The sequence below is a fragment of the Plantibacter cousiniae (nom. nud.) genome (genome assembly GCF_977070315.1).
Genome location: NZ_CDRVEU010000003.1, coordinates 37,372 through 49,351 on the forward strand (window position 1 = coordinate 37,372; position 11,980 = coordinate 49,351).

Below are 11,980 nucleotides of genomic sequence, written 5' to 3' on the forward strand. Positions count from 1 at the left end.
TTTGCTGCCGGTTCCCGGCATATCGCGAGCAATGCGGATCGCCGCCCCGGTTGCTCCCACGCCCTGCGGGCAGAAGCCTGGACTTATGAGTGATCCAGCATTCGCGTGATGGCTTGGATATGACGCAGAGCGTCACGAAATGCGTGCCAACGCGGAGCATTGGCACGATAGGTATTACCGAGTGCCTGCGGGGCTACTGCACCCCGCAGGCATCCTCCATCAGAACTGCCAATCCAGCGACAGACCCACGCCGTGGGTTTTATCCCGTGCACCGAGCAAGCCGTTGTAGTCCAGGTTGATGCGTGCGTCCTTGCCCAACGCCAGGCTGGCGCGGGCACCGACTACGGCGGCGTCGCGGTCCATTGAGACGCTTTGCACGTTGAAGCTGTTGCCGGCGCTGGCGAAGGCCAGGTGTTGTTCGGACGAGGTGTCGCTCAGGTTGTGCTGCCAGCCGAGGGTGGCGGAGACGTCGAGTTTTTGTGTGTCGTTGAGGTTGAAGCGGTTTCCGGCGCGCATGCCCAGGGTCGAGAGCACGGTGTCGCGGGTGTCGTCGCTGCCTTTGAGGGCCGTGGCGCCGCCTTTTTCGGTGAAGCTGTCGCTGTCGAAGTGGACGTAAGCCAGGTTGGCGAATGGCTCCAGTGCCAGCGGTTGCAGGTTCAGGCGGTAGGCGGCTTCGGTGAAGACCTGGCTCGACTGTGCGTCACGCTTGACCTTCTGACGGTCGGAAAACGCGCCGAATTGCAGATCGCGTTTCACGTCGATGCGGTGCCAGCTGTGCGACGCGCCTGCGGTGAGGCGCAGTGCGCCCTGTTCGTGGCCGATGTAGGCGCCCAGGTGGTAGCTGTCTGCCGAGGCCCGCGAGTGGGTGTCGTCGCCCAGGCTCAGCGAGGTGTCGCTGTAACCTGCCATCGCGCCCAGACGGGTGTGTTCGCTGATCAGGCCGTCGACGCCTGCCAGCAGGCCGCCCAGCGATGAGGTCGAGCTGGCGCTGTCACTGCTGCCGCTGTTTTTGCCCCAGGCACCCAGCGCTTTGACCCACACCGAGTTATCTTCAGTGCCCGGTGCTGGCTGGTCGTACAAGCCTTCCACGCGCAGACGGTCACCCACGGCGTCGCGCAGTTGGCGGCTGTCGTTGATCAATTGCGTGGCGATGGCCGGGTGCACTTCGCCGGACAGTTGGGTGAATGCGCGGCGTGCGCTGGCGGCGTCCTGGCTGAGGATGATGCTCTCATAGACGGAGTTGCCCGCACTCAGTTGCTCAATGGCTTGGGCCACGCTGCGTTGATTGGACGTTTGCGCCGCGCTGGCGAAGCTGTCGCCGTTACGCTCAAGGGCCAGTGTCACGCCTGTACCGGTGTAAGCCAGGTTGCCGTCGAGGAATGCGTAGTTATCCGTCACCGAACCGAACTGACCCTGAATGCCGCCAGCCGCTTGCAGTACGTTGAACTGCTGACCCAGAACGCTGCGGGTCTGGTTGCTGCTGAGCAGTGCTGCGTTGTCGTTTTCCAGGGACAGGGCCATGTTGGCGCCGCTGACGGTCGCGGTGCCGCCGACCACGATGCGGTCGCTGGCAGTGGGCGAGAATTCAACCGCGTAGGTCGAGCCCGGTGCCAGGTTGAGGTTGCCCGCCACCTGCAGGGTGCCGATGGAGTTGCCCGGTGCAATTGTGCTGCCACGGTTGGCGGTCAGCGACGCGACGCCACCGTTGCCACCCAGAATGCCGCCGTTGTTGACGGTGACGGCAGAGGCCAGCGAGCCGTTGATGGCCAGGCGTCCTTGATTGACCAGCGTTGGGCCGCTGTAGCTGTTGGCCCCGCTCAACACCAGGGTGCCGATGCCTTGTTTGGTCAGGCCGCCGTGGCCGGAGATGTTGTTGCTCCACACATCCAGCCCGCATTGCGGCCCGGTGCAGGTGCGTTGGGTCGGTTTGCCGGCGTCGACAATCGCGCCGACGCCTGGCAGGTCAGCCACGAACTGGCTGTCGCCGTAGGCGCCGTCTATACGGAATTCGGCAGGAATATCTGCCTCGGTGACGAACATGCTCGGGCCGTTGATAGCCTTGCCGAGGTTGATCATGCCCCAGCCGTACAGCGCGTCGACGCCCGGTGCGCCAAGGTCGGTGGCGGTGGTCTTCAGCACGTCGGCGACCTGCGCGCCGGTCATGTACGGGAAGCGCTCCATCAGCACAGCCATACTGCCTGCGACATGAGGTGCGGCCATTGAGGTGCCGTTCTTGTTGGCCCAACCGACGGTGAGGTCTGCCAGGCTGGTGCCGTTAAGGACCGAGCTGTAGATGCGCGTGCCCGGTGCCGAGACGCAGAAGCTGGCGGTGTAGCCGCAGCGCGACGAGAAGGTGCTCAGCGTGTAGGGCGTGGTGGCGGCCGCTGCGGCATCCGGGTTTTGTTGCAGGGCGGCGACGGTCAGCCAGTTGGGGGCGATCTCCGGTACGAAATAGCCGAGTCCGGCCATTGCGTCGGGGTTGTTGAGGTTGTAGTCGTTGCCTGCGGCGAAGATGGTCACCACGCCGCTGCGTGCCGCGTCGATGGCCCCCTGATACGCGCCACCCGGACGCGTGCCGAGGATCTGGCGGATCTGGTCGAACTGCACTTGTGCGTCCTGCACGGTGAAGTGCGGGAACGCCGGATCGCGACCGCCCTTGCTGAAACGGTCGGTAATGCCGATGCCCCAGCTGTTGTTGATGACCCGCGCGCCGCTGTTGACCAGCGCGTTCCAGCCGGCCTGATACACCGCGCCGTCGTTGCCCAGCACGATGCCATCTTCCGGGCCCGGGTCGCCGTTGTCGGCGCTGATGATTTGCGCGTTGTAGGCCACGCCATGCATCGGACCGCCATCGCGATTGCCACCGGCGATGCCGCCGACGTGGGTGCCGTGGTTACCGAGTTTGCCGCCGGAGTCCAGGCTCGGTGCGCCGTCGTAGCGGAAAGCGTCGCCCGCCTTCACCGGGATATACGGGTCGGTGTATTCGCGGATGCCGCTGGTGACCAGATTGACCACCTTGTTGGGGCTGTCGAATTCCGGATGCGGGGCATAGACCGGCTGGTCGAAGATGCCCAGTTTGATGTCCTTGCCCGAGTAGCCTGCAGCGTAGGCCTGATCAGCATTGATCGCGCCAAGGCCCCAGTCGGCATTGAATTCGGCACTGCGCCAGCTGGCCGCATTGCCCGCCTGCCCCGCTTCCACATACGGTGCGGCATGCGCCACGCCCAGTGTCGCCAGGTAGCAGGCGAGCGCGCCGCAGGAGGCGCGATTGATCGCCCGAATGGCGTGGCCCAGGGGTTTGACAGAGGTGTGTCGGGTGTTGAATGCATCTTTCATCAAGCTACCGTCCTTAGTTAACGCGCACGAATCTCCGCGCGCATGCATTTGCATGCGCGTCGTTCTTTTGGTTTTAGGGTTGCGTACTGCTTAGAACTGCCAGTTCAGACTCAGGCCCACACCGTGACTTTTCTCACTACTGGCCAGTTGGCCGCTGTAATCGAGGCTGATCCTCGCCTCTTTGCTCAACGCCAGGGTGGCATGAGCACCCACCAGCGCAGCGTCACGCACCAGCGGCGAGCTTTCGATAGCGAAGCTGCTGCCACCGGAGGCAAATGCCAGATGCTGTTCGGAATCGGTGTTGCTCAGGTTGTGCTGCCAGCCGAGGCTGCCGGACAGGTCGACCTTCTGACGGTCGCTAATCGCGATGCTCTTCAGGGCACGCAGGCCCAGGGTACTGAGTACCGCATCACGGTTGTCGCTACCGGCAGACAGCGCTGCAGCGTCGCCCTTCTCGGTGAAGCCATCGGTGTTCAGGTGGACATAGGCCAGATTGGCGAACGGCTCAAGCGTCGCAGGTTGCAGATGAATGCGATACGCCGCCTCGGTGAACACTTGGGTGCTCTGTGCATCGTGTTTGGTTTTCTCCTTGCCCGCTGCGCCGCCGACCTGCACGTCGCGTTGCGCATCGATGCGATGCCAGCTGTGTGCGGCGCCGAGGGTCAGGCGCAGTGCGCCGATTTCATGGCCGAGGTAAGCGCCCAGATGGTAGCTGTCCACCGAAGCCCGGGAATGCGTGCCGGAGCCCATGTTCAACGAGCTGTCGCTGTAGCCTGCGACAGCGCCCAGACGGGTGTCATCGGCAAGGTTGCCATCGACACCGGCGAGCAGCCCGCCAATCGAGGAGGTGTAACCGGCGGTGTCGTCGCGCGAGTCGGTCTTGCCCCATGCGCCCAGGGCTTTGAGCCAGACGTTATCTTGTGCGGCAGTGTTGCCATCGGTGCCAAACACGCTGGCGCCCAGGCGCTCACCCACCGCATCGCGGACCTGGCGGCTGTCGTTGATCAGCATGCTGCCGATGGCCGGGTAAATTTCGCCGGACAATTGCTGGAAGCTGTCGCGTGCGGAGGCGGCGCTCTGGGTAAGCAGCAGGTTTTCGTACACCGCGTTACCGGCGCCGAGTTGTTCGGCGGCAGTCGCCACGGCAGCCTGATTAGGAGTTTGCGCCACGCTGTTGAAAGCGGCGGTTTGCTCGACGTTCAGTGCCACGCCGGTGGCTGAGTAGTCGAGTCGGCCACCGAGGAAGGCGTAGTTGGAAGAGACGCTGCCAAACTGGCCGTTGATACCGTTGGCGGCTTGCAGCACGTTGTACTGGCGACCTACCACGCTTTGGATCGGTGCAGAACTCAAGGCCACTGGCGTTGTATTCTCCAGAGCCAGCGTCATGTTCGCGCCTGACACGGTAGCGCTGCCAGTGGCGACGATGCGGTCACTGGCGGTCGGTGAAAGCTCCACGGCGTAGGTCGAACCCGGCTCGAGGGTCACATCACCATTGACCTGCAATGTACCGATGGAATTGCCCGGCGCGACGATACCGCCGTTGCGCGCTGTCAGCCCGCCGATCTGGCCATTGCCGCCCAGTGTGCCGCCGGCATTGACCTGCACGGCTGACACCAGCGACCCATTGACCGACAGCACGCCGCCATTGACCAGCGTGTCACCGCGATAGGTGTTGGCGCCGTCGAGAATCAGGCGGCCTGCGCCGGATTTGATCAGGCTGCCCTGATACTGGCGTTGCGCAGCAGCAGCGGCGCGAGCGGTGCCGGTGGCGTAGTCGGCCTGATCCTGCTGGCTGGCGGTGCTAGCAACGCCGTTCTGCCAGCCTTTGCTGATCAGGGTTTGCTGCCAGGTGGCCTGCTCGGCGCTGTCCTCGGCCTGACGCTGGATCAGTGCCTGATCGGAAATATCGTTGCTCCACACATCAGTCAAACCTGCGCCCAGATTGGCATCGAAGGTGCCGAGCAATTGGCCGGGGCCGCGCATCGCCCGTTCCAGATTCGCCACACCCCAGCCGACGCTATTGGTCGGTGCCTGGGTGATCGAACCGTCGAGCTGGGTGGCGGTGGTCAGCAGCACTTGCAGCGCCTGCTCGTTGTTCATGTACGGGAAGCGCTCCATCACCAGCGCCAGCGCGCCAGTGGCATGCGGCGCGGACATGGAAGTGCCGGATTTAATGCCGTAGCCACCGCCCGGCACGGTGCTGTTGACCAGCCGACCGGGCATGGTGATGCACCAGTATTTGGACAGGCCGCACTGGTTGTAGCGTTGACCGTTGCTGCTGTCGAGGCCCGACACGGCCAGCCAGTGGCCTTCGAGGTCCGGCTCGAAATACGGCAGCGACGCCCGCACGCTGGCATTGGCGTAACCGCTGTTGCCGGCGCTGAACACGTTGATCACGCCCTTACGCGAGACATTCGCCGCTTCGTCCAGCCAGGTGCCGCGGTTGTAGTGCTGAGCGTAGGCAGCGCGCACACCTGCTTCGGTGGCGTAGGTCACGTCGGCCGGCTGGCTGCCCCAGCTGTTGTTGATGGCGCGCACGCCGGCATCCGCCAGGGCGCCGTACACCGCCTTGAAATACTGCGGGTCGGGGTTGGGGCCGAACAGGAAGCTGTCATTCTGGTTGGTGTTGCCGACGTAAATCTGAGCGTTATACGCCACGCCGTGCATGCCGACGCCATCGCGCGCCGCGCCCATGGTGCCGGTGACGTGCGTGCCGTGGGTGTCGTTGTTCGGGTTGATGGCACCGGTGATGCTGAACGGCGAGCCGTCAACGTAAGTACCGGTAGCGGTGACTGCGTGGTAGCGGGATGGCGTGGCTTCCGGGTGGGACGGGTCGAAACCCGAGTCCAGCGCACCGATCTTGACACCGGCCCCGGTGATGCCAGCGGCGTAAGCCTGATCAGCCTGGATACGGCCCAGCCCCCAATCGCTCTGGAATTCTGCCGACCGCCAACTGGCCGCGTCACCCGGCTTGCCCTGTTCGACATAGTCAGCATAAGCCGAGCAGCCAAACGTAAAAGACAGCGCACAAAGCGCGCCTGTTGCTACAGGCTTGAACGAATAACGGACAACACCCACGCACTTCGACTTTTGCATCCCTGCACACCTGATACTGGTTGGCTCTTGATTGAGCGATTCCAGAACATAGTCCGCAGTTTGAAACTTGGCAACCTATTTATTTCAAATCTGTTACAAACACCAAAACATAAGGAAAACGCATCGCAGGGCATATATATCGCTGATAGGCGCTTGAATCTATTGAGTTTGTTTTAATTTTTATTATGCGGATGAATGATTGAGTAGTGGCTATTTAATTGCACGCGACTTGTTTTTCCTCAGGTTATATCCACTGTTTCCAGTAACAGTGTGCCAAATGTGTTACTTGTCTGAGGCTGCCAAAACTTGTCCGGCAATAACTACAGTCCATTCAGATGTTCCAGAAAAGGGATGACGCAGCGCGTCATGAACGGCATGCCCACGCGGAGCGATGGGCACGATAGGTGGTGGGTTGCCTCAGGCCCCGCGAGTACTCGAAGCGATGGGCGCGATAAGCGGTGGGTTCACTATCGTCCCACGTTCCGCGTGGGCATGCCGTTCAGGACGCTCTGCGTCCTTTCCGCGGGAGTTGAATGGCGTTTAACGACTGAACCGTTCCGCCAGGCTGTGCAGGTAATGCGCCATTTCTTCCAGCTCGCTGCTGATCTGCGAGCCTTGCTGCGCCTGGCTGGCGCTTTCGTCGCAGAGTTGCGCGATGCGGGTGATTTGCTGGCTGATGGTTTCCGCAACGTGGCTCTGTTCTTCAGACGCCGACGCCATCTGCTGGCTCATGCCGGTAATGCGGGTCACCGACTGGCTGATGCCATCCAGCGCCTTCTGCACGGCTTCAACACTGGCGACACTCTCCTGAGAGATCTGCTCGCCCTTGCTGGCGGTCTGTACCGCTCGATCGGCGCCATCGCGCAGCGAGGTGATGATTTGCTGGATCTGCTCGGTCGACGACTGCGTGCGAGACGCCAGTGAGCGCACCTCATCAGCCACCACTGCAAAACCACGTCCCTGTTCACCGGCACGCGCCGCTTCGATGGCCGCGTTGAGCGCCAGTAAATTGGTTTGCTGAGCGATCGAGGTGATCACATCGACCACACTGCCGATCGATTGGGTCGCGTCAGCCAGTTCCCCCACAGCGTTGCCAATGTCGGTCACCGAGGTGGCCATGTGTCGAATCGCCAACAGGCTTTCATCGGCCAGACCACGCCCTTGCTGTGCCAGCTTGTCGGCTTCTTCGGCAGCATGGGCAGTGTTCTGCACGTTGTGGGTGACTTCCTGAATGGTCGCCGCCATCTGATTGATGGCCGTGGCTGACTGATCGGCCTCACTGCGCTGCTGATCCAGCGACTCGGCCTGGCGCAGGGACAATTGCGCTGACCGCCCGGCATGCTGGCGCACGCTTTCCCCGGTATCCGCCAGACGCGTCAGGGCCGTTTGCAGGCGCGCCTCTTCGCTGAGCATGGCCAGGTCGAGCTGCGCCTGCGGGCCGCGATTGTCGCTGTAGGTCAACGCAATCAGTGCACTGGTGAAGGCCTTGGGGTGTTCTTCAAGGGTTTTGCGGATGCTGCTGCGCTGGCGCACTTCAAGAAAAACGCCCAGTACAACCATCACAATCGGGATCATGATGATCGACGGCAAATCGTCGAGCATGTAGACACCCACAGCCAGCGCAAGCGCGCAGAGGATCATCGGTAACTGACGAATCAGGTGATAGGTCGCTGAGCTGCTGGCGGAAACTGCCGACTTGCCCGCCCGCAACCGCGCATACAGCGCTTCGGCGCGCCGCACCTGATCGCGGGTCGGCAGCGAGCGCACCGACTCGTACCCGACGATCCGGCCGTTTTCGTACACCGCCGTCACATAAGCGCTGACCCAGTAGTAATCGCCCTGCTTGGAGCGGTTTTTGACCACGCCCATCCACGGCTTGCCCTGCTTGATGGTTTCCCACATATGCGCGAACACCGAGGCTGGCATGTCCGGGTGGCGCACGAGGTTATGCGGCTGCCCGACCAGCTCTTCGCGAGTGAAGCCGCTCAGCGTGACGAAGGCATCGTTGCAATAAGTAATGTGGCTGTTGAGGTCGGTGGTGGAAATGAGGCGTTCAGAGGCAGGGAAAGTCCGTTCAGTCTGCGTGATAGGCATGTTGACGCGCATTGAGAATCGCTCCGTGATGATGATGATACTCCGGGCAGCTGTTGAAGGTGTAGCACTGCCTTTCAAAGTGACAACCGATCGTCATGATGCACTGTTATCGCCCACACGACTCAGGGATTTAACAGCTAGCGGGAATACGCTGTTCAAGAAACGTCAGGCATGATGGCGAAATCAAGTGTTTGCGCCACGACGAGGATGCCTGCACCATGCTGCCCTGATCGCGACCCGACCCAAGGCACCCCAATGGCACGCAACGCAGCCTCTGCGCTGAACGCACTGATCAAGACACTGCGCGGGTTATTGAGCCGGGTTGCAGGAGGCACGCCGCAGCGACAGCACCCGGAGCCCGCTGCGCCTGAAGCGCTCCCGCCTGAACCGCAAGTGCCTGTCAAAACCCGCCGTGCCAAACCCGGCAAACAGCCCCGCACACCTGCGCCGCCAACACCCACGGCAAAGCCGGCGGCGCCTGCGTGTCCGCATTGCCGGAAAACCATGGTGATCAAGGTGGCCCGCACCGGCAAGAACGCCGGAGAATTCTGGGGTTGTGTGGCCTATCCGAAATGTCGGGGGATCCGACCGATCTTTCGCTAAACGCCAGACCGGTCGCGCCTCGACAGCGTCGCTCAGGTAATGCTCGCCAGCAGCTCGCGCGCCATGCGCTGATGCTCTTCGTCGGACTCGTCAATGACTTGCTGGAGGATTTCACGGGCCGATTCGAGATCGCCGTCCTCAATCAGCACCTGCGCCTGATTGATCTGGCTGAGGGGCGGTTCTTCCAGATCCAGCAGGTCGAAATCGGCGTCATCGTTCATGAAGCTGTCGAGGAAATCGTCGCTCAGGCCGTCGGCGGCAGAAGGCGCAATGACCTCGACAGGCTCCACGATTTCGGGCTCGGAAAAATCACTGAGGAACTGTTCGTCCGAGAGTTCGAAGACTTCCGGCAGCTGGGTCAGGTCCGATGAAAAACCGGGGTCGACTTCAGCGGGCGCTGGCGCAGCGGCAGGCTTGGCACGCGGCGGCGGGCTGTCGAACGGGTCGACCAGATCCCAGTCGGCGTCCATCGACAGGTCATCCAGGTTCAACTGAAACTCGTCGGTATGCTGTGGATTCAGCGCCGCAGCGGCGCTTTCATCCAGCTGCGCGGCGGGTTTTGGCTCAGGCTCGGGCTGCAGGTAGAGCGCAGGCTCGGGTTCGGATTTGTCGAACGACAATGTGCTGGCCGCCACTGTGACAGCCGGGACGACCGCCGCCACGGTAGCGACCTCGGCAGCCTTGAGCTGTGGGAAGCGATCACGAATATCCTGAATGGTCTGCGGGTCGACACCATGCTCCAGCGCGGCCTGTTCTTCGCGAACGAAACCGCTGCCATCGCCCTGCTCCGCCAGCAACTCCAGCAGGCGGATGCGAATGTCATCACGCTCGGGCTGGGTTTCCAGGGCGCTGCGCAGAATACCCATCGCCTCGGTGAAGCGTCCGTAGGCAATGTAAATGCTCACGCCATCCAGCGCATCCGGAGCAGAGCCTGGCGAGCGTTGCGCTGGCGACGGTTTGGCCGGTGCCGGTGACGGGGTCTGCACCACGGGTTGCGGCGCCACCGCAGGAACTTCGAACACAGGAAGCATGGCGGCCTGCGCGGGCTTGATCAACGGGTCATCCGGGGTAACGGCGGGCGCTGCTGAGTCCTTGCGCTGCTGACGTCGTTTCGAATAAGCAAACGCCACCAGCAGAAGCACGATCAATACGGCAGCGAGCAGTATCGGCAGGCTCAGGAATGAGTCGTCACCCGATGCAGCAACAGGCTGAGCAGGAGTGGCCAGTGCAGCCGCAGGTGTTGCAGGTGCAGGCGTGGCTGTTGCAGGTGCAGATGGCGTGGCAGCGGATTGCGCGGCGGCCAGATCGCTGCGCAAGGCGATGATCTGTTTGTCCTTGCCGCTCATCTGCTCTTGCAGTTCCTGAGTCTGAGCCTTGAGCGCCTCCAGCGACTGAGCCAATTGCTGGTTTTCGATGGCCGCAGCCGACAACTGCTCGGCGGTACGCTGCAATTCAGCAGGTTTTGGCGACGGCGCCGCAGCGCTTGCGGCAGGCGCTGCGGCGCTTGGCAATACGGCTGCGTCCGGCAACAACAGGTCCTGACCGACTTTAAGCGCAGAACCGGCGCCTGCGGCAAATACCTGTGGGTTAAGCGAACGAATACCGTCCGCCAGCTGGCTTGCCGACACTTTGTTGCCCGGCCCCTGCAAGCGGCTGGCGATACCATTGAGCGTGTCGCCACTGGCGACCGTATAGTGTTTGCCCTGCACGGCCGCCGGCGGCGCGACCGGCATGCGGCTTTCCGAAGCGGAGGTGGCCGAGCGCTGCTGGTTGCGACTGCGCGTGGCGGCCAGACCTTGTGCCGAAGTGGCAGGATCAAGCAACACCGTATATTCGTGCAGCAAATCGCCATTCGGCCGCGCCAACTGGACGAGAAAACTCAAGTAGGGTTCGGTAACCGGCTTGCTGGAAACCACCCGGATCACGCCGCGGTCACCGCGCAGTACCGGCGTGAAGCGCAGGTCATTGAGAAAGAACACACGTTCTATACCCGCCTTGGCGAACGCTTCAGGCGATGCAAGCCGGGCGATCACGTCTTCATTGCTCAGACCGCCGGTTTCCAGCAACTGGATCTCGGCATTCAATGGCTGGTTGAGCGCCGAGTGCAAGGTGATTTCACCCAGGCCCAACGCAGACGCCAGCGTAGAGCAGGTCAGCAACGAGACCGCCAGCACGCCCTTGCCCAACGCCATGCGCGCCCTGCGACCTGCACCTTCGACAGCAGCCAGTGAACTCTTCAGCATGCGAACCCTTATGGAAACCACGGCAGGCTTCTCACGTAATCAGATGGACGTCAGTATCCGTTGAACGATTATGGTTGAGAATGCGCAGCTTCGTCTCAGGATCTTTCCAGATTGGCGAGAATCTGCGAATGCACGCGCATGCTGACGCGCAAATCCTCTTCGCTCACACCCTCGAACAGCTCGATGCGCAAGACATTGGCGATGTTTTCAATTTTTTCGATCAGGGGCAATGCCGTGTCACTGAGCAGGATCTTCTTCGCACGTCGATCCTCGAGCACCGCCTGACGCTGAACCAGGCCCTGTTTTTCAAGACTGTCGAGCAAACGCGCCAGGGTGGGGCCTTCTACGCCTACGCTTTGCGCCAGCTCGCGCTGGGTGGGCGGCTCGGTGAAGCGCGCGAGGTGCAGCAGGACCAGCCAGCGAGCCTGAGACAGGCCAAGATCGGCCAGCCTGCGATCCAGCTCGGCACGCCAGCCTCGCGTGAGGTGTCCGAGTTGCATCCCGAAACGATGTTCATCAGTCATTGGCATAAGGAAACTCGTGATTCAAACTAATTATTAGCGAGCTAAGCATGGTCCTTATGTTCAAGCAAGCACGGGACGGTGACG

6 protein-coding genes are annotated in these 11,980 nt (G+C 62.1%); 1 reads left to right on the top strand and 5 read right to left on the bottom strand.

What is annotated here, in order from left to right; all coding sequences use genetic code 11:
• Nucleotides 1–219 precede the first annotated feature (219 nt).
• The 3 genes from ACW55A_RS06980 to ACW55A_RS06990 form a co-directional block, all read right to left on the bottom strand.
• Nucleotides 220–3,336, bottom strand: a complete 3,117-nt coding sequence (locus ACW55A_RS06980) for an autotransporter domain-containing protein (RefSeq protein WP_455809493.1) — start codon at nt 3,334–3,336, stop codon at nt 220–222.
• A gap of 90 nt (nt 3,337–3,426) precedes the next feature.
• Nucleotides 3,427–6,432 carry an autotransporter serine peptidase EprS gene (eprS, locus tag ACW55A_RS06985; RefSeq protein ID WP_498810953.1) on the bottom strand — a complete coding sequence of 1,002 codons (3,006 nt, stop codon included), beginning with the start codon at nt 6,430–6,432 and terminating at the stop codon, nt 3,427–3,429.
• Nucleotides 6,433–6,972: 540 nt separating this feature from the next.
• Nucleotides 6,973–8,526: a methyl-accepting chemotaxis protein gene (locus ACW55A_RS06990; RefSeq protein WP_498810952.1), complete on the bottom strand. Its 1,554-nt coding sequence runs from the start codon at nt 8,524–8,526 to the stop codon at nt 6,973–6,975.
• 255 nt (nt 8,527–8,781) lie between these two features.
• Here ACW55A_RS06990 and ACW55A_RS06995 point away from each other — a divergent pair, with 255 nt between their 5' ends.
• A complete protein-coding gene (locus ACW55A_RS06995) occupies nt 8,782–9,129 on the top strand; it encodes a topoisomerase DNA-binding C4 zinc finger domain-containing protein (RefSeq protein WP_003434325.1) in 348 nt (115 codons plus the stop codon).
• A gap of 32 nt (nt 9,130–9,161) precedes the next feature.
• On the opposite strand, the gene ACW55A_RS07000 is transcribed toward ACW55A_RS06995, so the two are convergent.
• Together ACW55A_RS07000 and ACW55A_RS07005 are read right to left on the bottom strand one after the other, a co-directional pair.
• Complete coding sequence (locus ACW55A_RS07000; protein WP_455809497.1) at nt 9,162–11,372, bottom strand: motility hub landmark protein FimV; 2,211 nt, start codon at nt 11,370–11,372, stop codon at nt 9,162–9,164.
• Between the two features lie 95 nt (nt 11,373–11,467).
• Nucleotides 11,468–11,902 (bottom strand): MarR family transcriptional regulator, encoded by a 435-nt coding sequence (locus ACW55A_RS07005; protein ID WP_003363288.1) that lies wholly within the window; start codon nt 11,900–11,902, stop codon nt 11,468–11,470.
• Between the last annotated feature and the right edge of the window lie 78 nt (nt 11,903–11,980).

Bases quoted from the DNA above. Each gene is read 5' to 3' on its own strand.
- ACW55A_RS06980 (WP_455809493.1), bottom strand. From the start codon at position 3,336: ATGAAAGATGCATTCAACACCCGACACACCTCTGTCAAACCCCTGGGC.
- eprS (WP_498810953.1), bottom strand. From the start codon at position 6,432: ATGCAAAAGTCGAAGTGCGTGGGTGTTGTCCGTTATTCGTTCAAGCCT.
- ACW55A_RS06990 (WP_498810952.1), bottom strand. From the start codon at position 8,526: ATGCCTATCACGCAGACTGAACGGACTTTCCCTGCCTCTGAACGCCTC.
- ACW55A_RS06995 (WP_003434325.1), top strand. From the start codon at position 8,782: ATGGCACGCAACGCAGCCTCTGCGCTGAACGCACTGATCAAGACACTG.
- ACW55A_RS07000 (WP_455809497.1), bottom strand. From the start codon at position 11,372: ATGCTGAAGAGTTCACTGGCTGCTGTCGAAGGTGCAGGTCGCAGGGCG.
- ACW55A_RS07005 (WP_003363288.1), bottom strand. From the start codon at position 11,902: ATGCCAATGACTGATGAACATCGTTTCGGGATGCAACTCGGACACCTC.